Genomic DNA, 22448 nt, shown 5'->3' on the forward strand with positions numbered 1-22448 from the left:
CGGCGCGAACGCGTCTTGCCCCCGGGCCGCTGTGGTGCTCTGACGTATGACAATACTTCTGAGAAGATTAGTATCTCTTCGGTCCCTCAACCCGCGTCTCGATCACATCTCCCGCCTGCGGCTCGCGCAGGCAGGCGATGTCCACTTCGCCGTTGACCCGTACGCGGCAGCGCTGGCACTGGCCGATGGCGCAGAAGAAGTCGATACCCGTGCCATCTCCGAGCAGACCGGCGAGCAGGCTGCGCCCGGCAGGCAGCGTGTGTGGTCGGCCGTCGACGGTGACCTCGACCGTCTCCGGTTGCGGGTCGATGAAGCGAAAGCCGGCGCGGCTCATGTTCGGAACCTCCCCGGATGCAGCACGCCACCGTAGGGGTGGGAGTCGCCGTCCGCGACGCAGGCAGCCACCAGCTCCGCGGTGACCGGCGCGAGGCCGTGGCCGGCGCCCTCGTGGCCGGTGGCCACGATCACGCGCCCACCCACATCCACCGGGCCGACGATGGGCAGGCCGTCCAGCGAGAACGGGCGCAGGCCGGCATAGGCGCGCATCACGCGCAGGCGCGCCAGATCGGGCACGATGCCGATGCAGTCGGCCATGATCCGGCGCAGTGTGTCGGTATTCACGCCGCGGTCGAAGCCGGCGAACTCCCGGGAGCTGCCGCAGAGAATCGTCCCGCTGCGAGTGGCTTCGATGATGGCCGCCGTCTGCACCGTGCTCTCGTCGCCGCTGGTGTCCTCGGTGGTGGCGTTGTAGCCGAAGTCGGCGATCTTGGAGTTCACCGTCACGTCCCCGCGTTCGAGCACGCAGATATGGCCTTTGCGCGGGCGCACCGGGATCTCCAGGTTCAGTGGGGCGAGTAGCTCGTTGCTCCACACGCCGGTGGCGAGTACCACGTGTCCGGCCCGCCAGCGCTCGCCGCCGGAGAAGGCGACAGTGACACCGTCACCGTCGGGTTCGAGGGCGGTGATCTCCTCGTAGAAGCGATAGGGCACACCGCCGTCTTTCAGCGTGCGCGCGATCTGGTAGCAGGCGAGCATGGGCTGAACCTGGGCGTCCGCCGGCCAGTGGCCCACGGCGGTCGTGTCGGGCCCGAGGTGGGGCTCGAGGCGGTGCCAGTCGCTGTCGACGAACTCGCAGTCAATGCCCGCTTCGCGGTGTGTGGTGACATGCTCGGCGAGTGCCGCGGCCTGTTCCTGCCCTCTTGCCACCACGGTGGAGCCCTTGGGGTCGTACTCGCACCGGTTACCGTAGTGTGTCGCGAAGCGCTCCCACAGATCGAGACTTCGTCTCGACAGCTCCAGCATCGGCCCCACGGATTTGTCCGAGCACAGGAGGTTGCCGTCGCTGCTTCTCGAGGTGCCCGGTGCGAGTCCCCCACGGTCGGCGACGGCTACTTGCAGTCCGCGTTCGTGGAGCGCGAGCGCCGAGAAGCTGCCGATAATACCGGAACCAATGACGATGCAGTCAGCTGTCATGGGCGAGCTCTCCTGCCGTGACCGGCCGCGTTAGCCCGCGCTGGTTGAGCGCGCCGCGTGGCCGCCCGCCGGCGCGCTCGATGCAGCGGGCCACATGGGGCTCGCAGTAGCGGCCCTGACAGGGACCCATGCCGCAGCGGGTCACCACCTTGATGGAGGAGAGATCCTGCAGCCTGAGGTCCGCTGCCGCCTCCACCTCCGCAGCCGGTACGGACTCGCAGGCGCAGAGCACCGCTTCTGCGGCGGGGCGTTCCCGACCGGTGGCGATCATGCGCTCCAGCGCTTCGCCGAATCGCGCGAATCGCGCACGCCGGCGCAACAGACGCCGATAGCGGGTGGCGTCCGTTACCTGGCCTTCACGGTCGGCGAGCAGCGCGTGGGCGGCGAGCTCGCCGCTCACGCGGGCGTGACGCCAGCCGCGTACACCCTGTCCCTCGCCGCAGACGAGTACGCCCGGTACCGAGCTGCGCCCCCACTCGTCGGTGACGGTAACGAAGTAGCCGCCCGGCTCGTGCCACCGCAGCTCGCAGCCCGCGGTGCGCGCTAGCTGACTCTGGGCGGCAAAACCCTCGGTGAGCCCGAGCCGGTCGAAGGCGAGGCGTTCGCCGTCGTCGAGCACGGCATGGCCGTCTTCCACCGTCTCCAGCCGATGGCCGCATAGCAGGCGCACGCCGTGGCGCCGCAGCAGCGCCTGATCGCGGGCGAAGGCGAGGGCATCGCCGGTCGCGTGGATGCCGAGAGGGGCCAGGCGGGCGTAGTCGTGCATGCCGAGGCGGTCCACTACAGTGGTGACCTGCGCGCCCGCGCGTAGCAACCCGGCGGCGGCCACGTACAGGAACGGGCCGGCGCCGGCGATCATCACGCGGCCGGCCGGCACCACGCCCTGACCCTTCATGAGTGCCTGGAGCGCTCCTGCGCTGCAGACGCCCGGAGCAGGCGTGCCCGGAATGGGCGTGTGCAGGTCGTAGGCGCCGCAGGCGAGAACGATGCCGTCGAACCGGGGCGCCGTGATTCCCCCGCGGCCGCGGTACTCCACGGTGCCGTCGCCGTCTACCCGCAGCACGCGCGCCCCCTGGTGGAGGTGCAGACGATCGTCGCCACGCTCCAGTGGTGTCGCCGGGGCATTCCGGCGAATGCGGCCGATGTTGCCGCCTGGCCGGGGCTGTTCGTCGAACACGCTCACTCGCCAGCCAGCGGCGAGCAATGCCCATGTCGCGGCCTCACCCGCGGGACCGGCCCCCACGACTGCCGCATGTCCCGCGCCCATACTCATGCCGCTCCGCCCAGGTAAGCCTGGATGATGCGTTCGTCCTCGCGCAAGGTCGCGCCGTCGCCTTCCATGCGAACCGTGCCATTCTCGAGCACATAGCCGTAGTCGGCGAGTTTCAGCGCCACCCGGGCGTTCTGCTCGACGAGCAGAATGGTCACGCCCCGCTCGTTGAGCCGCTTGATGATGCGCATCGTTTCGGTGACGAGCTTGGGGGCGAGTCCCATGGACGGCTCGTCGAGCAGCAGCACTTCCGGGCCGTGCATAAGTGCCCGGCCGATGGCGAGCATCTGCTGTTCGCCACCGGAGAGCAGCGAGGCATCCTGGTTGCGGCGCTCGGCCATGCGCGGGAAAAGCTCGTAGACCTCCTCCAGGCGCTTTGCCCTGAGGCCCGCATCGGTGACCGTGAAGGCACCGAGCTCCAGGTTTTCCTGTACCGACAGGCCGCGGAGCACCCGCCGTCCCTCCGGCACGTGAACCACGCCCAGGCGGGCGATGTGGTGGGCGGCCATGGTCGTGATCACGCGGTCGTTGAAGCGGATCTCGCCGCCATGACCCCGGACGAGCCCGGATATGGTCTTCAGCGTCGTGCTCTTGCCCGCCCCGTTGCTGCCCAGCAATGCGACGATCTGCCCTTGCCGGACTTCCAGGCTGATGCCGCGCAGCGCCTGGATCTTGCCGTAGAAGGCTTCGATGTCGCGCACGCTCAGTACGGTATCGGTCATTACAGCGCGAGCTCCTCTTCGTCCTGGCCCAGGTAGGCTTCGATGACCGCCGGGTCCGCCTGCACTTCCCCGGCCGTGCCTTCCGCGATGACCCGGCCGTGGTCGAGTACCGTGATGTACTGGGACACCTCCATCACCAGGCCCATGTCGTGCTCGATGAGCAGTACGGCGACGCCGCGCTCGTCACGGATGCGCTGGATGAGCGTAACCAGCTCCGCCTTCTCGGTGCTGTTCAGCCCCGCCGCGGGCTCGTCCAGCAGCAGCAGTCGCGGCTCGGTGGCCAGCGCCCGGGCGATCTCCACCAGACGCTGATGCCCATAGGCAAGGTTGGTGGCGGTGCGGTCGGCCTCGTGGCCGATGCCGACGAATTCCAGACAATCCTCGCAGACATTGCGGATGTGCGCTTCTTCGGAGCGTTGTCCCGGCAGCGCCAGCACGGCGGACAGCGCTCCGGCACGTGAGCGGCAGTGCTGGCCTGCCATGACGTTCTCGAGCACGGTCATCTCCCGGAACAGGCGCACGTTCTGGAACGTGCGCGCGATTCCGAGACGGGTGACCGCGTGGGGTTTGCGCTTCAACAGCGGCTCGCCGGCGAAGGTGATCGCGCCCTGCTGGGGCCGGTAGAAGCCGGTGATGCAGTTGAAAAGTGACGTCTTGCCGGCGCCGTTGGGGCCGATGAGGCTCGCGACGGTGCCCTCGGCGACGCCGAAGCGTACGTTGTCGAGGACCGTGTTGCCGGCAAAGCGCAGGACGATGTCTTCGAGTTGCAGAAGCATGGGTAACCTCCTCGCGCCTAGGACCGGCGCCCCGGCCAGATGCCGCTGGGCCGGAAGAGCATGATCAGCAGCAGGATCACCGCGAAGACGAGCAGCCGCAGTGAGCCGATTTCCCGCAGTAGCTCCGGACCCAGGATGATGATGAACGCGCCCACGATGACCCCGGGGATTTTGCCCATGCCGCCGAGAATCACCGCCATCAGCACCAGCACCGACTGCTGGAAGCTGAAGCTCTCGGGCGAGATCGCCCCGAGATTGGCGGCGAAGAAGACACCGCCGATGGCACCGTAGATCGCGCCGATGATGTAGGCGGCGAGCTTCACGCGCACCCGGTTGATACCCATGGCTTCGGCGGCGTCCTCGTCGTGACGCACGTACAGCCACGCACGGCCGAGGCGTGAGTGGAGCAGGCGGTAGCTGGCGATCACCGCGAGCACGGCGAGGGCGGCGAAGACGTAGTAGAACACCATCGGTCCGGAGAGCTCCCAGCCGAAGAGCGACGGCGAGGGAATGCCGGTCAGTCCGCTGGCGCGGCCGGTGATCTCCAGGTTACGCGCGGCGATGCGCACGATCTCGCCGAAGCCCAGCGTCACGATGGCGAGGTAGTCGCTGCGCAGCCGCAGCGTCGGCCCGCCGATGATCACGCCGGCGATGGCCGCCGCGAGCAGCGCGAACGGGATGGTCAGCCAGAAGTTCATGCCGAACTCCTGGGTGAGAATGCCGGTGGTATAGGCGCCCACCGCGAAGAAGGCGGCGTAGCCCAGGTCCAGCAGGCCAGCGAAGCCCACCACCACGTTGAGCCCGAGAGCGAGTACCACGTAGAGCAGGGCGTTGGTCATGATCACGGTGCCGTAGCGCCCGAGGACAGTGGGCGCCACCAGCAACGCGACGACGAGCAGCGCGTACAGTGCCCAGCGCCGGCGCGGATCGTCGAATGCGGCGTATAGTTTCGCCAGCGGCCGCGGCAACGGACGGGCGTTCAGTTGATTGATCGCCATGTCACATCCTCTCCACTTCGGACTGGCCCAGCAGGCCGGTGGGCTTGAATACCAGCACGAGGATCAGCACCGCGAAGGTGAAGACATCCCGCCATTCACCGCCGATACCGGGGATCTGGGTGGCGAAAGCCTCGAGCAGCCCCAGGATCAGGCCGCCGAGCATGGCGCCGGTAATGCTGCCGATGCCCCCGATCACCGCGGCGGTGAAGGCCTTCAGGCCGATCAGGAAGCCCATGAAGTACCAGATGCGGCCGTACTGCACGCCGGCCATTACGCCGGCGGCGGCGGCGAGTGCCGAGCCCGCGAAGAACGTAACGGCGATCACCCGCTGGACGTTGATGCCCATAAGCCGGCACATGTCCTTGTCCAGGGATACCGCGCGCATGGCTTTGCCGTACATGGTGCGGGAGACGAACAGCTCCAACGCCACCATCAGCACGATCGCCGAGGCCACGAGCACGATCTGGGTGTAGTTCACGTACACCGTACCGAGGGAAACACCGCCGAAGCCGAGGTCTGTGGTGAAGGCGGTGACCTGGCCGTCGGTAAGGGCGAGGGCACCGTTTTGCAGAACCAGGGAAACCGCGAGCGCGGTAATCAGGATGGACAGCCGCGGCGCGGAGAGCATGGGCCGGTAGGCCACCTGCTCGATGACTACGCCAATGAAGCCGACCACGATCATGGAGATGAGCATCGCGAGAAAGATTCCCGCCCAGCCGGCGCCGACCAGCCCGGAAACCAGCGCGAGCACGCCGAAGCCGACGAAAGCGCCGACCATGTATATGTCGCCGTGAGCGAAGTTGAGCAGCTTGATGACGCCGAAGATCATCGTGTAACCGAGCGCCACCAGCGCGTAGAAAGAGCCCAGCACCAGCCCGTTGACGAGCTGCTGAAGCAGAATATCGGTCAGAGCCATGGGAGTCGCTCCCCGGGGAATTGCGGTCATCGCCGGCGGGGGCGGATGCCCCCGCCGGTTTCATGGTTACTTGGAGTTCAGCGTCCAGGCGCCACCCTCACCCTTGAGGATGATGAAGTTGGAGCGGGCGAGGGTGTTCTTGTCCGTGAACGAAATCGCACCCGTGAGCCAGCTCTGGCCGTCGACGGAGGCGAGCGCCTGGCGGATGGCGTCCGGCTCGGTGGAGCCGGCTTCCTCGATGGCCCATGCCATGAGCTTCATGCCGTCATAGGAAAGCGCCGAGTACGGTCCCGGGGCATGGCCGTTGTAGTTTTCGGCGTAGGCCTCGATGAACTGCTTGGCACCGGGCAGGAACTCCGCGGTCGGGTTGGAGAAGCAGTAAACGCCCTCTGCGGCACGGCCGGCGATTTCGAAGAGCTTCGGCGAGTTGGAGCCGTCACCCACTGCGATCAGCCCCTGGTAGCCGCCCTGGCGAAGCTGACGGATGAGCAGTCCGCCGTCGGCGTAGTAGGCCGTCCAGAACACCGCGTCGGCGCCGCCGGACTTGATCTTGGTCACCAGCGAGGAAAAGCTCTGCTCGCCCTTGTTGACCGTCTCCGAGGTTACCACCGTATGGCCGCGCTTGTTCCACTCGTCGGCTGTCAGCGTGGCGAGATCCTGGGAGTAGGCATCACCCTGGTCGACGATGGCGAGCTTCTCGATGCCCTGGGACTCGAAGAATTCCACGGCCTTGGCCACCTGGTCGAAGCCGGTGGAGTTGATCATGAAGGCGTTGCCCGGGTTTGCCGGGATGAGCTTGGTGGAGTTGGCGGCGGTGATGACGAACGGCGTATTGGCGTCGCCGTAGGTCTTCAGCGTCGGCAGTGTCGCTCCCGAGCAGTAGCCGCCGACCACGCCCACGACGTCGGACGAGGCGAGCTTGCTCGCGGCGTTGACCGACTGCTGGGGATCGCAGGCGGAGTCACCGACCAGGATCTCCACCTGGCGCCCGAGCAGCCCGCCATTGGCATTGATCTCGTCGACGGCGATCTCCATGGCGTTCTTCATGTCAGTGCCATAGGTGGCCTCCGGGCCCGTGGTGGGAACCTGGACACCCACGGTGATCGTCTCCTGGGCGGAGACGGTCCCTGCGGTGCCGAAGGCCAGAAGAGCCGCCGCGGCGGCGAGATGGTGAAGGCGAATCGTCATACTCTCTCTCCTCACGTCATCGCTTTGGTATTGCGCTTCATGGGCGCAGCCTGGGCCGCAAGTCGCCACGGCCGACACCGAGGTCGGGCGGGGCGGACGAGACGGGTCTGATGGAACGGTGATTCGCTGAAGACAGTGACCCGATAACGGTTCTGGTGGGGAGTCGGGGTGTTAGGTGCGAAGCGGCGACTGGTGCCGGCGCACCAGTGACCGCCAATGGTCGCGGTGAGGCAATGCGCCCCGTTACGCGTCCCGTATACACCTCGGCTCTCCTCCGTCGTGGCTCTGGCGGCCACGTTCGTGGTTATCGTCGGTATATTTTATACAATTTGAGATCGCGCCCCGCAACCCGGGGCGTGCTTTCACACTGAACGATAGACCGGTTCGCCGAGTGCGGCGGCGATGGGGATGATACCCAGCCCGGGTCCGGTGCCTGCGGCGAGACGGCCCTGCTCGCGCCGCGGTGCGCCTTCGGCAGTGCGCACGGTGACGTAGCTGTTGAAGTCGGTCACCGAGAATCGCCATTCCGCGGGGGTGCTGTGAGCGAGGTGGGCGATGGCCGCGGTGGCGATATCCCCGCCCCAGCTGTCTTCCAGGGTCATGGTGATACCGGCCTCCAGGCACAGGTCGCGCAGTCGCCGCGCCCGCGTGAGGCCGCCAACCTTCGAGATCTTGATGTTGATGGCATCCATGGCGTGGTCGGCGAGGGCGCGCAGGAGCACCGGCACGCCGTCGATCACCTCGTCGAGCACGAACGGCCGGTCGGTGTGCCGGCGCACTGTCAGGCACTCCTCGTAGGTCATGCACGGCTGCTCGATGTAGACGTCGATGTCACGTACCGCGGCGGCGACACGCAGCGCCTCGTGGGGCAGCCAGCCGGTGTTGGCGTCGGCGACCAGGGTGTGCTCGCGGCCGAGCTCGGCGGCGCAGGCGCGGATGCGTTCGATGTCCGTGTCCGCATCGCCGCCGACTTTGAGCTGGAAGGTGGCGTAGCCGGCGTCGCGATAGCTCGCCACGCTCGCGGCCATGGCCTCGGGCGTGTCCTGGGAGATGGCGCGGTAGAGCGGAAAGTCGTTGCCGAAGCGTCCGCCGAGCAGGGTGCACACGGGCTGGCCCGTGACCTGGCCGAGGATGTCCCAGCACGCCACGTCCACGGCGGTTTTCACGTAGTTGTGGCCGCGCAGGGCACGATGCATGAGCCGGTCGATGGCGAGCAGCTCGGTCGGGTCGGCGCCGATCAGGGAGGGCGCAAGTTCCGCGAGGCCTGTGCGTGCGCCGGCGGCATAGGCCGGCAGGTAGGTCGGGCCCAGGGGGCAGACCTCGCCGTAGCCGGTAATCCCCGCATCCGTTTCCACGGCGACGACGGTGGCGTCGAAGACCTCCACCCGGTTGCCGTCCGACCAGCTATAGCCGCCTTCGTGCAGGGGCAGGTCTACTTGATGCACTCGGATGCCGGTGATGCGCATGGATTCGCTCCTATTCGTGCTGGGCTTCGTGTTGTCGGCGCTCCGCCAGAAAGGCGACCAGGTCGTCCCGCGCCGCGAGGATGTGTTCGTTGAGCAGTCGGCTCGCCTCGGCCATGTCGCGCTCGGCGCACAGGTGCACGAGGCGGTTGTGCTCGTCGCGGGCGCGCTCGTTGGTGCGTTGGGTAAGCTTGAGTTGCAGGCGCAGGTAGCGGTCGGCATTGCGGTGGAGGTTGTGCACGATGCGCATCGTCCGCGGGCGCCCGGCGGGCTCGTAGAGGGCGGCGTGGAGTTCCCAGTTGAGCTGGCCCCAGTCGCGTTCCTGGGTGCCATGGACGAGCATGTCGTCGAAGGTGACGAGCAGTTCCCGCGCCCGCGTGATGGCGGCGTCGTCGAGCCGCGGTATCGCGCGTTGGAGAAGATCCACTTCGATCAGCGCGCGCAAATCGAAGAGCTCGCGGATCTCCTCCAGCGAGAGCACGGTCACGGTGTAGCCCTTGTGCGCCGACAACGTCACCAGCCCCTCGCCCTCGAGCTGCAGCAGCGCCTCGCGCACGGGGATGCGGCTGACGCCGAATTCCGCGGCGAGGCTGTCCTGGCGGAGCTGTTCGCCCTCGGGGATGTCCAGGCTGAGGATGCGTTCGCGCAGCTCGTCCGTGAGCGCCGCCGACATGGTCTGGCGTTTGAGTCGGCGGGGATCTCCAGGGGTACTCATGAGCTCGTTCGGCCTCCACGTTGGTCGTTTGGCGAGATTGTCGATGGTAGCACTCGCGCCCGAGGTAATTGACTGCCGTTGCGCCGTATATATATTTTATACAATATACATGCAGCACAAGCCAGCGGAGTGATCCGCTTTTTCCCTGAAGGAGGAGCACGCGATGCAAGTCGATTGGCGCGGCATTTACCCGGCCGCCACCACGCAGATGAAGCCCGACGGCGCGCTGGACATCGAGGCCAACCAGCGCATGGTGGAGCAGATGATCGCTGACGGCGTCCACGGGCTGGTGATGCTCGGCAGTGTCGGCGAGAACACCTCGCTCACCGCGGAAGAGAAGCGCCGTATCATCGCCTCCACGGTGGAGGTGGCTGGTGGTCGCGTGCCGGTGATCTCCGGCGTGGCGGAGTACACCACCGATCTCGCCGTCGACTACGCGCGCGACTGCGAGCGCCTGGGCGCCGACGGTCTCATGGTGCTGCCCGCCATGGTCTACAAGGCCGACGTACGCGAGGTGGTTACCCACATCCGTACTACCGCCGAGGCCGTGGATCTGCCCGTGCAGATCTACAACAACCCGGGTGTTTACGGCATTGATATCGAGCCGCCGGCGCTCGTGGAGCTAGCTCGGGGCACCGACAACATCGTCTCGGTCAAGGAGTCCTCCGAGGATCCGCGCCGGATCACCGACATCATCAACCAGGACCCGCAGGCGCTCGCGCTCATGTCCGGCGTCGACGACGTGGCCCTGGAGTGCATGGTCCTGGGCTGCCAGGGCTGGGTCTCGGGCTTTGCCAATGTATTCCCGGCGGAAACCGTTGCCATCTACGATCACTGGCAGGCGGGACGGCTCGACAAGGCCATCGAGATCTACCGCTGGATGATGCCCGCGCTGCACATGGACGTTCATCCTAAGCTCGTCCAGATGATCAAACTCGCCGAGCAGGTCGCGGGGCGCGGCAGCGAGACCGTGCGCGCGCCGCGCCTGACCCTGGAAGGCGATCAGCGCGCCTACGTCATCGACACCATCGAGCGGGCGCTCGCCAACCGGCCGTCACTCGACTGAGCGGCGCTGGTTTCCCCGCCGCTGAGCACCCATAGTTCAGGTCGAATCCGTGTAGGCGGGTTCGATCGTCTCTTGCATGGCCCGACCGGCATGGAGTCAAACGATGGCCCGACATACCTTCATGTGCGTGGACGCCCATACCTGCGGCAACCCGGTGCGGGTGGTCGCCGGCGGCGGACCGCGTCTGGAAGGGGAGTCGCTGAGCGACTACCGCCAGCACTTCCTGCGCGAGTACGACTGGATCCGCCGGGGGCTGATGTTCGAGCCCCGCGGGCACGACATGATGTCCGGGTCGATTCTCTATCCCGCTCTGCGCGAGGACTGTGATATCGGCGTGCTCTTCATCGAGACCTCCGGCTGCCTGCCCATGTGCGGTCACGGCACCATCGGCACGGTGACCGTGGCGCTGGAGGAAGGTTTCGTCACGCCCAGGGAGCCGGGCCGGCTCAACCTTGAGACCCCGGCGGGGCTCGTGGGTGTGGAATACGAGGCGGACGAACGTTACGTGGATCGTGTGCGATTGTTCAACGTGGGTGCTTATCTCGCCGCCACGGACGTCGCGGTGGACGTGCCCGGCCTCGGCGAGCTCACCTGCGACATCGCCTACGGCGGCAACTACTACGCGATTTTCGAACCCCAGCCGGGTTTCGAGGGCCTGGATGCGCTAACCGTGGACGAGATCCTGAGGCTCTCGCCCATCGTGCGTGAGCGCTTGAACACCATCATTCAACCGGTGCACCCGGAGAACCCGACCATTCGCGGGGTGAGCCACGTGATGTGGACCGGACCGGCGCGCGAGCCGGGTGCGGATGCGCGCAACGCGGTGTTCTACGGCGAGCGCGCCATCGATCGCTCGCCCTGCGGTACCGGTACCTCCGCGCGCATGGCCCAGCTCCACGGCCGCGGCAAGCTCGGCGTGGGCGGAACCTTCGTCCACGAGAGCATCATCGGCAGTCTCTTCGAGGGGCGCGTGGAGGCGGAGACGACGATCGGCGAGCACCGCGGCATCATGCCGAGTATCGCCGGTTGGGCGCGCATCACTGGCTATAACACCATTTTCATCGACGACCGCGATCCGTTCGCTCACGGTTTTACGGTCAAGTAGACGGCACGGTCGACAACCGTTCCCGTCAACGGAGGAACCTATGCAAGCAAGCAGTGAGCACGTCCTCGGTGGTGTGCGATCCGCCGCCAGCAGGGAGCGTTTCCAGGCCACCGATGCGGCAAGCGGCACGCCTGTCGAGCCGGCCTTCCACGAGGCCACCGCGGATGAGGTCGATCGGGCCTGCCGGGCCGCCGCCGAGGCCGCGCCAGCCTGGCGCGCGTTGTCGCTGCAGCGACGCGCCGAGTTCCTGGAGGCGGTCGCCGACGAGCTCGACGCCAGCGCCGAGGCGCTGGTGCAGCGCACGCCGGCGGAGACCGGTTTGCCCGAGGCCCGTATCCGCGGCGAGCTGGGCCGCACCACCGGGCAGCTGCGGTTGTTCGCGACGGTGGTGCGCGCGGGGGATTTCCTCGGCGTACGCATCGACCACGGCGACCCGGCGCGGGAGCCCGCGCCGAAGCCGGACGTTCGCCAGTTCCAGGTGCCTTTGGGGCCCGTGGCGGTCTTCGGTGCCAGCAACTTTCCGCTTGCCTTCTCCACGACCGGTGGCGACACCGCATCCGCCTGGGCGGCGGGTTGCCCGGTGGTGGTGAAGGGGCATCCCGGCCATCCGGGTACCGCGGCCATCGTCGCCGAGGCTGTGGGGCGTGCCATCGAGCGCTGTGAGGTGCCGCCGGGCGTGTTCTCTTTGCTCCACGGCGCGCGCCATGAGCTCGGGGCCGCGTTGGTACGTCATCCCGCGATCCGGGCGGTGGGGTTCACCGGTTCGCACCGCGGGGGCATGGCGCTTGCGCGCCTTGCCGCAGAGCGGCCAGAGCCGATTCCCGTGTACGCGGAGATGGGTAGCGTCAACCCCATGTTCCTCATGCCTGGCGCACTCGGCGAGCGCGGCGCCGCGATCGCCGACGGCTATGTCGCGTCGCTGAACCTCGGCTGCGGTCAGTTCTGCACCAACCCGGGGTTGGTGTTCGCGGTGCGCGGCGAGGGGCTTGAGACGTTCGTGGAGCGGGCGTCGGCCGCGGTGGCCGACAGCGTTGCAGGCGTGATGCTCCACGGTGGCATTCTCTCGGCCTACGAGGCGGGTACCGAGCGTCTGGAGGCGGTGCCCGGTGTCACCCGCGTTGCCGCAGGTGCGGCTGATGACGGCCGCGTCTGCGCACGGCTCTACCGGACGGATCTCGCCACCTTCCGCGCCAATCCGGCGCTCGCCGAGGAGGTGTTCGGGCCGGCGTCGCTTATCGTGGAGGTGCCGGACGAGGAGAGCCTGAGTGCCGCCGCCGAAGGTCTCGCCGGCCAGCTCACCGCCACTGTGCATGCGACGGAGACGGAGCTGGTGGATCACGTGGAGCTGGTGAGTGCGCTGGAGGCGCGGGCCGGGCGCGTGCTCGTCAACGGTTTCCCCACGGGGGTGGAGGTCTGCCACGCCATGGTCCACGGCGGACCGTACCCGGCGACCACCGATTCGCGCACCACCTCGGTGGGTACCCGGGCGATCGAGCGCTTCCTCCGACCAGTCTGCTACCAGGACTTTCCCGCCGCCGCGTTGCCCGAACCGCTGCGGGACGACAACCCCCTCGGGTTGCGCCGCCTCGTTGACGGCGAGTGGCGATAGTGACGGCGGCGCTCTGCGCCGCCGCGTTTCAAGCGGTAAGCTCCGAGTGGCGCAAGCCCGTGCCGCGGGCCGCAGGTTTGCGGTCCGATACCCGAAACCCGGACGCGTAGAGCTGTTCCACCGGGTGTCTCCGACTACGAAGGGGGGTGTTGCCCCTTTGTCGCGGAGACGCCCGCCATCGGCCGCTTGCCGCCGGCAATCGCCGCTCTGCGCGTAGCGCCGCTTCCTCAGGCCGGCTTCAGCACGACCTGGTCCTCATGCTCGCGGGCGAGGCGGTACGGCGTCGCACTGCACGCGAAGCGCTTGATGATTCGGTCCGCTTCGCGGTGGATCTCGCTGGAAGGCCCCCGGATGACGATCTCTTTGCCCCGGTACTCCACACGGCAGTGCTCCTGGCGAGTTGCCGGCATGGCTACCTCCTGCCGCAGAATCGTGTCTGCTCGATATCCCCCGATGTCTCCGCATCGCCGCCCTCGTGTGCCCGTGGGTGAAGGCGGGTGCGGACCCCAAGCGCCAATGCGGCGCTGCGACAAGGCCGCAGAGTGTGCGATGAAACTTTCCCTGGGTAAACCCCCTGAGAGCAATCTTCTCCGGGGCGTTGTCATATGCCAGAGCGCCTGAGTGGTTCGGGGGCAACCCGGGCTCGCGCCGCCTACGCCGACCAGGGTCAGGTACCGCACCATGAATGTTGTCGGATCGTCGCTGCCGGGCATGCCAGCGACGTCGACGCCGAGCAGGCCGGTGATGAACCCCAGTGGCAGGAACAGCGTCGCCACGAGAGAGAACGTAATGGTGCGGTTCATCTGGTCCGACAACCGCGTGGCGAGCGTTTCCCGCTCGCGCAGGTGGGCTCGGTCGGGGGGCGCTCATGGCTCCGCTGGGGCGCTGACCGGTTCCATGCCCCCAGTGTGGGGCAATTGCCGTTGTGCGACTACCGGCTACATAGACAACGGCCCGCCGTTGGCGGGCCGTCAGATACGCCGTGGCGGGCGCGGATCAGTGCTCGTGCTCCATGATCGGGCCGTCGGTGAACAGGAACTCGCGCATCTGCTTGTCGAAGTCCGGGTAGCGGCGTCGCAGCCACTCCAGGCACATGCAGGCATGTTCGAGCTCTTCACGCATGTTGTGCAGAAGGATCTCGCGGAGCTCGTCGTCCTTGCAGGCGTCGGCGCGCTGGCGGTACCAGTCCACCGCCTCGAGCTCCTCCTGCAGCGAGACCAGTGCCTGATGGTGTAGGCGCGTGTCTTCGCTAAGTTCCTCCAAAGGCTCGTGATAGCTGTCGCTTCCGGCTGCCATGCTCATCCTCTCGAGTCGTTGTTCGTGCGATCGGCGACCTTGTGGGGGTTATCGTGACGCCAATGCCTTTAGTTGGGACCCGGCGGCGTTCATTCAAGCGCCGGAACCGCCAGCGCCGCTGCGGCGCGCGGGCATCAGCCCGTCGTCAGCGAGGCGGGCATGGAGCTCCTGTGCGGGCAGCTTGGTTAGATCCTTGGGGACCTCGGTAATGCGCATACCGTTGCCGGCACTGCCGTTGAGCGCACTGCGAAGGAAGCCGAGCATTTGCTTCTCGGCGCAGAGGATCACTCGCCGGGGACCGTTGCGTTGGGAGATCCTGCCGAGCTGCTCGGCGATGGTACGGGCGAATCGCCCCTCGAGTTCTTCCTGGAAGCCGTCGCGGTGTTCGTCGTAGCCGAAGGCCTGCCCGGTGGGCCCCTGGTTGCGGCCGCCGCGGGCGTCGGAATATATCTTCTCGTGATGGGCGCGGTGGCGAGGGTTGGCGAGGGATTCGTGCTCGATGAGATCGGGGCCGCCTTCCAGTTCCGGCACCTCCGAGTGTTCCAGGGTGAAGAAACGCGCCCGAGCGCCTTCAGCGGCGACAACACAGACTAGACTCATGGTCCCCTCCCGGTATTAAGCCATCCTTACGGTGGCCGTGTGCGGGTGAATGGAGCCGACATGGACGCATATGGGGGCTTTTGTCTCTGATTCTAGTGTCGTGGAACAGGACACCAAGGCCATCATGCATTCATCCGCATTATAGAAGGTAGGCAGACGCACGCCTGCGGCCGATACAATGTTCGCCAGGAGCCCTGGGCGAGCCCCGTGTCATGAGGGAACGTGCCATGCGTAAGATACTGAAGTGGATTGGCTACGCGATCGCCATCGTCGTAGCCGTCGTTGTGGTCGCGATCGCCGCCGCAGTCGTGTTCGTCGACCCCAACGACTATCGTGACGAGATCGCTGCTGCCGTCGAGCGCCAGACCGGGCGGGCGCTGAGCATCGACGGCGAGCTCGACCTGACCTTCTTCCCGCGCCTCGGTATCAGCGTCGCCGGTGTCAGCCTCGCCGATGCGTCGGGATTCGGTGACGAACCATTCGTCACCACGGAATCACTGACGCTGGGCGTGGCCGTATGGCCGTTGCTCTCCGGTGATCTGCAGCTCGATACGGTCACGGTTCGCCGGCCGCAGGTCCGTCTGGTACGCAATAGCGCCGGCGAGGCCAACTGGCAGCAGTTCGGGCCCCGGGCGCAACAGGCGGCGGCCGCGGCGCGGCTGCAACCCGCCTCGTTGCGCCCGGTCCAGCAGGAAGGTGACACCTCCGCGCTGCCGGCGGTGATCCGCAACGCCCGGCTGGCAGGCGTCGAGATCATCGACGCGCGGGTGCTCTATCGTGACGAGGCCGCCGACGTGACCGCCGTGGTCGATCCGTTCGATCTGACGCTGGAGGATGTGCGCTTCGGTGCCCCTGTGTCCCTGGAGGCGAGTTGGCAGGCCGAGATGCCCGGCGGTCCCGCGCTGAACGGGACGCTTACGAGCGACATCGAGGTGGGGCCGGCGCTGCGCAAGGCCCGGGCCCAGGCGATCGAACTCTCGCTAACCGTCACCGGCGAGTCCGTTCCCGCCGGCGAGCAGACAGCCTCCGTAAGCGCGAATCTCGACGCCGATCTCGCGGGTGGCATTTACCGTCTCACCGATCTGGCGGCCGAAGCCGCCGAGATGCGACTGGCGGGCGAGGCCGAGGCCCGCACCGCCGAACAGGGCGTGGTGGCGGCGGCGTCGCTGAGCCTGGCGGAGGTCAGTCCCCGTGCGGTGCTCGAGGCGCTCGCCATCGAACCGCCGGACACCCGGGACGGCGAAGCGCTCTCCCGCCTCACCGCCGATGCCGAGTTGCGCTTCGCCGACGGCACGCTGCGCGTGGAGCCGCTTGGTGTCGCGCTCGACGACACGACGCTCAAAGGGCACGCGGAAGTGAGCGACATCGCCGCAGCATCTCCCGCCATCGCCTTCCAGCTAGCGGTGGATCGCCTCGACGTGGATCGCTATCTGCCACCTCCGGGCGAGGGCGGAGAGCCGGTCGCCACGCCCGGTGGCGGTGCTGCTGCCGGCGTGGGCGAGATCCCCGTCGATAGGCTACGAGCACTGCGCCTCGACGGCCGGCTCACCGTGGACGAGCTCGTTGTCAGCGGGGCCCGTGCCAGCGATGTGGAATTGGTGATCCGGGCCGCCGACGGCCGCCTCCGCGTCCATCCGCTCGCCGCGGCACTCTATGGTGGGAAGTACCGCGGGGATGTGCGGGTGGATGCCACCGGAGAATCGCCGCGCATCCGCGTGGACGAGCAGCTCAATGGCGTGCAGGCGGAGCCGTTGCTGGGCGATGTCGCCGATTTCGACAAGCTGCTCGGGATCGCCGACGTCTCGCTGCAGGCGACGACCGAGGGCAAGGATACGGACGCGCTGCTGGCCGCCATGAACGGACAGGCCCGGTTCGAGTTCCGCGATGGTGCGGTCAAGGGGTTCAACATCGCCCAGATGCTGCGCCAGGGCGTGGCGCGCTTGCGCGGTGAGCAGGTGCCGGAGTCCGACGCGCCGCGGCGCACCGATTTCAGCGCCCTCACGGGGACGCTGGAACTGGCCGGCGCGACGGTGCGCAACCGAGATCTGGAGGCGAAGACGCCGTTGCTGCGGATCACCGGTGAGGGGCGCGCCGACCTCATGGAGCGATCGGTGGACTACAACCTCACCGTTAACGTGGTCGACACGTTGGCAGGGCAAGGTGGAGCGGGGCTCGGGGAGCTTCGCCGTATTCCCGTGCCGCTACGCATTCGCGGGCCATTCGCGAAGCCGGAGATCGAGCTGGCCCTGGGCGAGGCGATGAAAGGCGCCACCAAGGCCAGGATCGCCGAGGAGAAAGAGACCCTGGAGAAGAAGGCCAAAGAGGAGGTCGAGCGCAAGCGCGGCGAGCTCATGGGCAAACTCAAGAGTCGGCTGGGCGGCGAGGATGACGATGACGCGGCGGCTGAGAGTGGTGCGAAGGGGGACGGGCAGGACGAGGCGGATGGCGAGTCCGGCAAGGCCCCGGAGGAAGGAGACGACGTGAAAGAGCGGATCAAGGGTGAGTTAGAGGGATTGCTGGGACGGTGAGTACGGCGATGCGCAAGGACGGCCAGAAGGTGGAGACGATCGATTTCGCAGCGGCGGTGCTGGACTGGTACGACCGCTTCGGCCGGCACAATCTGCCCTGGCAGCAGCCGGCGACCCCGTACCGTGTCTGGGTCTCGGAGGTCATGCTTCAGCAGACCCAGGTGACCACCGTGGTACCGTATTTCCTGCGCTTCATGGAGCGCTTCCCGGATGTGCGTGCACTTGCCTCGGCGCCGGTGGACGAGGTCCTCCACCTTTGGTCGGGCCTCGGCTACTACGCCCGGGCACGCAACCTCCACCGTGCCGCCAACGTCCTGGTTACCGAATACGGCGGTGAGTTTCCCCGCGATGTGGAGCAGGTGCAGGGGCTGCCGGGGATCGGACGTTCCACTGCCGGCGCGATTCTCTCGCTCTCCCGTGGCGAGCGCCATGCCATTCTCGATGGCAACGTCAAGCGCGTGCTCGCGCGCTACCACGCCGTGGATGGCTGGCCGGGGCGCAGCCCGGTCGCGCGGGCGCTCTGGCACCTCGCCGAGCAGCACACGCCGGGTGATCGTCCGGCCGCTTACAACCAGGCCATGATGGACCTGGGAGCGACGGTATGTACCCGCAGCCGCCCGCGCTGCGAGCTCTGCCCCGTTGCGGCGGGCTGCGAGGCGCGCGCCCAGGGCCGGCAGGCGGAATACCCGGGGCGGCGGCCGAAACGCGACAAGCCGGTGCGCGCGACTCGTATGCTGCTCATCACCCGCGGCGAGGAAGTGCTGCTGGTCCGCCGCCCGCCCTCGGGTATCTGGGGAGGGCTCTGGTGCCCGCCGGAATGCGATCTCGACGCCGATCCCGCCGCCGAGGCCCGTGAGCGCTTCGGTCTGGACATCGACACCGTGGAGCACTGGGACGTCTTCCGTCACGTGTTCACTCATTTCGCCCTGGATATACATCCCCTTCGCGCCCGGGTCGCTGGCCCGGCACGGGCGGTCATGGATGGCCCGGGGCAGGTCTGGTATAACGCCGCTACCAGCGACCGGCGCGGCCTCGCCGCCCCGGTCACCCGATTACTCGAGGGTTTGGAGGGCGTATGACCCGTACCGTGCATTGCGTGAAGCTCGGCCGTGAGGCCGAGGGCATGAGCAAACCGCCGTATCCGGGCGAGCTCGGGCAGCGCATCTACGAGCAGATCTCGAAAGAGGCCTGGCAGATGTGGCTGCAGCACCAGACCATGCTCATCAATGAGTACCGCCTCTCCCCTATGGACCCGAAGGCGCGGGAGTTCCTGGAGAAGGAGATGGAGAAGTTCTTCTTCGGCACGGGCTCCGAGCTGCCACCGGACTACAATCCCGAGGGGTGAGTCGCCGGGCGCTTCACTATCCCCTGCCGCGCCCGTCGCACGGGACGCCGGTGGCGGTGGCTGAGGGGGTGCGCTGGCTATGCATGCCACTGCCTTTCGCGCTCGACCACATCAATCTGTGGTGGCTCGATGGCGGCGGCGAGAGCGTGCTCGTGGATACCGGTATCGCCACCGACGTCTGTCGCGAGCACTGGACGCGGCTGCTGGACGAGTGGGTGCCCGGGCGCATCGTCCTCACCCATTTTCACCCCGATCACATGGGCCTGGCGCGGTGGCTGCAAGCGTGCACCGACGCTGAGGTCGTCACCACCCATGGCGAGGCGGCGGCTGCCGAGCGCATATACGGCCTCGCCGACGCGGACGCCGGTGACGAGCTTGCCGAGCTCTTCAGCGCCCATGGGCTGGAGCCCGACCCGGCAGCGCGAATCCGTGAACGCGGCAACACCTACCGGCCGCTGGTGGACGGTCTGCCGCGCTTCGAGACAACGCTCCGGCATGATTCGATAGTGCCGCTGGCCGGGGCGCAATGGCGGGTCATCGTTGGCCGCGGCCACGCACCGGAGCACGCCTGCCTCTACCGCGAGCAAGATGGCGTGCTCATCGCCGGCGATCAACTCCTGCCGCGGATTACGAGCAATGTCAGCGTAAGCCCGCGCGAGCCGGAGGCCGACCCGCTCGATGCCTACCTCGCGTCGTTTGCCGCCCTGGAGGCGTTGCCCGCCGATACGCTGGTGCTGCCGTCCCACGGACGCCCGTTCTACGGCATTCATCACCGCATCGCCGAGATACGCGGGCACCACGAGCAGCACCTGACAGATCTCCTGGTTGCTGCACGGGAGAAACCGCTGACCGCCGCCGATGCGTTGCCGATCCTCTTCGACCGGGAGCTCGACGCGCACAGCCTGTTCTTCGCCATGGGCGAGGCCATCGCACACCTCAACCATCTCTGGCACCAGGGGGCGCTCGAGCGCGCCATGACGAACGGCACGATCGTCTTCGCCCCCCCCTTGACGCCCCGTCCCTAATCCGGTTGAATACCGCACCTCAAGGCCAGGTAGCTCAGTCGGTAGAGCAGGGGATTGAAAATCCCCGTGTCGGGAGTTCGATTCTCTCCCTGGCCACCAACAGATCAAGCGCAAAAGCCCGGCCACAGATGTGCCGGGCTTTTTCGTTTCCGGGCCATCCATTGTCACTGACTCCTGTCCCTAATGTGCGGATGTGGGGCGGTCCGGACGGGGCAGTCCAGCAGGAGCTGGTGGCATCGTTCGCCCCCACTTGCCCGACGACGCGCCGCATTCATTCGCACGGTTCAGAGTGAAGCTACCGCCGGTCGAGGAAACACCAACCGCATCACGATTCTCGATGGAAGGAAGTGTGCGCCGGGTCATACTCGGGGCGTGTGACCGGCTTGTGGTGTACTGGCGGAGGAGGCGGTGTGATGCGTGTATGGGGCTTGTTTCCGGTTTTCTTTCTCGGGCTCGTCTGGGGGATGGCGCAGGCCGCGCAGGGGCCAACGATCATCGATCATTCGCAGCGGCTTCCCGCGTTCGTTCCCGGTCAGGTGGTGGTTGGTTTCGCGCCCGGGGCCGCGACCGTCGCCAGGGCGCAGGCACATGAGCAGGTTGGCGCACAGGTGGTGCGAACGATGGATGCCATCGCAGCACAGGTCGTATCAGTGGGGGTGAACGCCGAGACCCGGGCGCTCGCGGCGTATCGGCAAAACCCCAACGTCCGCTACGCGGAGCTCAACTACCTGCGGCCCGTGATCATTCCCGACGAGGGCAGCGAGCCGTGGCCGTATCAGCCGGGGACGACACTGGATTTCTTCAATGAGCAGTGGGGACTTCACAACGACGGACAGGCGTTCTTCTACGATCAGGTCACCGGAGAGCTCGGGGCCATCGAGGGAAGCGTCGATGCCGACATCGATGCGACGGAAGCTTGGGATATCAACACCGGCAGCCCGGCCGAGGTGATCGCGATCCTCGATACAGGAATCGACTGCGATCATCCGGATCTCGCGGGCAAATGCGTCGAGGAGACGAACTTCGGGCCGAGCGAGTACGGGACCACCGACATCCTGGGCCACGGCACGCATGTCGCCGGCATCGCCGCCGCCATTACGAACAATGACCACGGTGTCGCCGGCGTCGGCTGGTCTTCCGGCCTCGCGTCGTTGAAGGTCTGCTACGAGTATCAGGATCCCCTGTACGGCGTCGTCGGGTTGTGTGATTCGGCGGCGTCCGCGCAGGCCATGATCCATGCAGCGGACATGGGGTACGCAGTGGTGAACATGAGCTACGCCGGCCCATCGGGTTCCGCTGCCGAGGCCGATGCGGCGCAGTATGCGTGGGCGAACGGCGTGGTGCTGGTTGCCGCTGCGGCGAACGATTACGCACCCACGCGCATGTACCCCGCTGCCTTCGATGAAGTCATCGCCGTGGCGGCGACCGATTGGCACGACAATCTGGCTTCCTTCTCCAATTTCGGCAGTGACTGGGTGTCCCTGGCCGCGCCCGGCCACACCGTCTTTTCCACCGTATCCGAGGAATACTGTGGCCAGATCGACTGCTACGCATGGTTGTCGGGCACGTCGATGGCCTCCCCCGTAGTGGCCGGTGCTGCCGCTCTCGTGCGGGCGCATCATGGTCCGGCGGCGACGAACGCCGACGTTCGTGCCAGCCTCGAGACGGGTGCGGACAAGACGGGAGCGTTGGGACAGGATTTTCTGGCATGGACCGGCAACGGCCGCCTCAATGTCCGGCGGGCCCTTGCCGACGATGGGTCGGCGAGTGGCACGTCGAGCGTGCATATTGGCGATCTCGACGGGACCGCGACAACCGACCGTCCCGGGCGGTGGACTGCCGAAGTGACCGTCACCGTTCATGACGATACCGCGCAGCTGCTGACGGGGGCGGCCGTAAGCGGTGCCTGGAGTGATGGCGCCAGCGGCAACGTTTCCTGCACAACCGGGTTCAGCGGCACTTGTCTGCTGAGCAAGGGCAACCTCAAGCAGGGCACCAAAAGTGTGACGTTCACGGTGACGAACATCGCCTACGACGACGGCACGTACGACAGCGCTGCAAATGAGGATCCGGACGGAGACAGTGACGGAACCGCGATCACGATAAACGCACCGTGAGATCGCTTTCAGCCCCTCCCGGCGGCGCGGGAGGGGCTGAAGCTCCCCGCTGCGGCGGAATTCGTCCCTTCGCCGACTCCGCCACGACATCGCCCGCGTCCGGCATTTCCCGTTCTTCCTGGGCGCCTTCGTGATTTGTGTGGGTAACGGGGCTCGGATCTCACGCTGGCTGGGCCCTAGATGTTGTGGTGTAGGGTGAAGCCGGCAGATGGCTGAGCTTGCCGCCAATGAGATAG

21 protein-coding genes, 1 tRNA gene and 1 pseudogene are annotated in these 22448 nt (G+C 67.1%); 9 read left to right on the plus strand and 14 right to left on the minus strand.

Annotated elements, in window-relative coordinates; translation table 11 throughout:
* Positions 1-67: 67 nt before the first annotated feature.
* The 10 genes from ACPEES_RS20935 to ACPEES_RS20980 form a co-directional block, all read right to left on the minus strand.
* The gene (locus ACPEES_RS20935; RefSeq protein WP_435105955.1) at positions 68-334 is read right to left on the minus strand and encodes a 2Fe-2S iron-sulfur cluster-binding protein; all 267 of its coding nucleotides are present in this window, start codon (positions 332-334) and stop codon (positions 68-70) included.
* Positions 331-1473: an NAD(P)/FAD-dependent oxidoreductase gene (locus ACPEES_RS20940; protein WP_435105957.1), complete on the minus strand. Its 1143-nt coding sequence runs from the start codon at positions 1471-1473 to the stop codon at positions 331-333. Before ACPEES_RS20940 ends, ACPEES_RS20935 begins: the two co-directional genes overlap by 4 nt.
* On the minus strand, positions 1463-2746 hold the full coding sequence (locus ACPEES_RS20945; protein WP_435105959.1) for an FAD-dependent oxidoreductase: 1284 nt from the start codon (positions 2744-2746) through the stop codon (positions 1463-1465). The genes ACPEES_RS20940 and ACPEES_RS20945 overlap by 11 nt, the downstream gene beginning before the upstream one ends.
* Positions 2743-3465: an ABC transporter ATP-binding protein gene (locus tag ACPEES_RS20950; RefSeq protein WP_435105961.1), complete on the minus strand. Its 723-nt coding sequence runs from the start codon at positions 3463-3465 to the stop codon at positions 2743-2745. The genes ACPEES_RS20945 and ACPEES_RS20950 overlap by 4 nt, the downstream gene beginning before the upstream one ends.
* Positions 3465-4241, minus strand: a complete 777-nt coding sequence (locus tag ACPEES_RS20955) for an ABC transporter ATP-binding protein (protein ID WP_435105964.1) — start codon at positions 4239-4241, stop codon at positions 3465-3467. The genes ACPEES_RS20950 and ACPEES_RS20955 overlap by 1 nt, the downstream gene beginning before the upstream one ends.
* 17 nt (positions 4242-4258) lie before the next feature.
* Entirely contained in the window at positions 4259-5239 is a 981-nt protein-coding gene (locus tag ACPEES_RS20960; protein ID WP_435105966.1) for a branched-chain amino acid ABC transporter permease, read from the minus strand.
* Between the two features lies 1 nt (position 5240).
* Positions 5241-6155 carry a branched-chain amino acid ABC transporter permease gene (locus ACPEES_RS20965; RefSeq protein ID WP_435105968.1) on the minus strand — a complete coding sequence of 305 codons (915 nt, stop codon included), beginning with the start codon at positions 6153-6155 and terminating at the stop codon, positions 5241-5243.
* A 66-nt stretch (positions 6156-6221) separates the two neighbouring features.
* Complete coding sequence (locus ACPEES_RS20970) at positions 6222-7343, minus strand: branched-chain amino acid ABC transporter substrate-binding protein (RefSeq protein ID WP_435105970.1); 1122 nt, start codon at positions 7341-7343, stop codon at positions 6222-6224.
* A gap of 362 nt (positions 7344-7705) precedes the next feature.
* Entirely contained in the window at positions 7706-8809 is a 1104-nt protein-coding gene (locus ACPEES_RS20975; protein ID WP_435105972.1) for a cis-3-hydroxy-L-proline dehydratase, read from the minus strand.
* A gap of 10 nt (positions 8810-8819) precedes the next feature.
* Positions 8820-9521, minus strand: coding sequence for a GntR family transcriptional regulator (locus ACPEES_RS20980; protein WP_435105974.1), 702 nt, complete (start codon positions 9519-9521; stop codon positions 8820-8822).
* 163 nt (positions 9522-9684) lie between these two features.
* Between ACPEES_RS20980 and ACPEES_RS20985 the strand changes: the two genes are divergently transcribed.
* The 3 genes from ACPEES_RS20985 (at position 9685) to ACPEES_RS20995 (ending at position 13301) form a co-directional block, all read left to right on the plus strand.
* Positions 9685-10587: a dihydrodipicolinate synthase family protein gene (locus tag ACPEES_RS20985; protein WP_435105976.1), complete on the plus strand. Its 903-nt coding sequence runs from the start codon at positions 9685-9687 to the stop codon at positions 10585-10587.
* 103 nt (positions 10588-10690) lie between these two features.
* Positions 10691-11692, plus strand: coding sequence for a 4-hydroxyproline epimerase (locus ACPEES_RS20990; RefSeq protein WP_435105978.1), 1002 nt, complete (start codon positions 10691-10693; stop codon positions 11690-11692).
* Positions 11693-11732: 40 nt separating this feature from the next.
* Entirely contained in the window at positions 11733-13301 is a 1569-nt protein-coding gene (locus ACPEES_RS20995; RefSeq protein WP_435105981.1) for an aldehyde dehydrogenase (NADP(+)), read from the plus strand.
* Between the two features lie 227 nt (positions 13302-13528).
* Here ACPEES_RS20995 and ACPEES_RS21000 read toward each other — a convergent pair whose 3' ends face one another.
* The 4 genes and pseudogenes from ACPEES_RS21000 to ACPEES_RS21015 all read right to left on the minus strand — a co-directional run bounded on the left by ACPEES_RS21000 (position 13529) and on the right by ACPEES_RS21015 (position 15197).
* Positions 13529-13711: a hypothetical protein gene (locus ACPEES_RS21000; RefSeq protein WP_435105983.1), complete on the minus strand. Its 183-nt coding sequence runs from the start codon at positions 13709-13711 to the stop codon at positions 13529-13531.
* A gap of 279 nt (positions 13712-13990) precedes the next feature.
* Positions 13991-14146, minus strand: a pseudogene (locus ACPEES_RS21005) (CorA family divalent cation transporter); the annotation flags it as partial.
* Positions 14147-14297: 151 nt separating this feature from the next.
* Positions 14298-14597 (minus strand): ferritin family protein, encoded by a 300-nt coding sequence (locus ACPEES_RS21010; RefSeq protein ID WP_435105985.1) that lies wholly within the window; start codon positions 14595-14597, stop codon positions 14298-14300.
* 93 nt (positions 14598-14690) lie between these two features.
* A complete protein-coding gene (locus ACPEES_RS21015; RefSeq protein WP_435105987.1) occupies positions 14691-15197 on the minus strand; it encodes a host attachment protein in 507 nt (168 codons plus the stop codon).
* A 227-nt stretch (positions 15198-15424) separates the two neighbouring features.
* Between ACPEES_RS21015 and ACPEES_RS21020 the strand changes: the two genes are divergently transcribed.
* From ACPEES_RS21020 to ACPEES_RS21045, 6 genes are all read left to right on the plus strand, one after another.
* The gene (locus ACPEES_RS21020) at positions 15425-17725 is read left to right on the plus strand and encodes an AsmA family protein (protein WP_435105989.1); all 2301 of its coding nucleotides are present in this window, start codon (positions 15425-15427) and stop codon (positions 17723-17725) included.
* 8 nt (positions 17726-17733) lie between these two features.
* On the plus strand, positions 17734-18804 hold the full coding sequence (gene mutY, locus ACPEES_RS21025; protein WP_435105997.1) for an A/G-specific adenine glycosylase: 1071 nt from the start codon (positions 17734-17736) through the stop codon (positions 18802-18804).
* Positions 18801-19070: an oxidative damage protection protein gene (locus tag ACPEES_RS21030; protein WP_435105991.1), complete on the plus strand. Its 270-nt coding sequence runs from the start codon at positions 18801-18803 to the stop codon at positions 19068-19070. Before mutY ends, ACPEES_RS21030 begins: the two co-directional genes overlap by 4 nt.
* Before the next feature lie 83 nt (positions 19071-19153).
* On the plus strand, positions 19154-20095 hold the full coding sequence (locus ACPEES_RS21035; protein ID WP_435105993.1) for an MBL fold metallo-hydrolase: 942 nt from the start codon (positions 19154-19156) through the stop codon (positions 20093-20095).
* A 23-nt stretch (positions 20096-20118) separates the two neighbouring features.
* Positions 20119-20194 (plus strand) — tRNA-Phe (locus ACPEES_RS21040).
* 314 nt (positions 20195-20508) lie between these two features.
* Entirely contained in the window at positions 20509-22212 is a 1704-nt protein-coding gene (locus ACPEES_RS21045; protein WP_435105995.1) for a S8 family serine peptidase, read from the plus strand.
* Positions 22213-22448: the final 236 nt, after the last annotated feature.

The organism is Arhodomonas sp. AD133, from assembly GCF_051195215.1.
In the GTDB taxonomy this organism is placed as follows: Bacteria; Pseudomonadota; Gammaproteobacteria; order Nitrococcales; family Nitrococcaceae; genus Arhodomonas.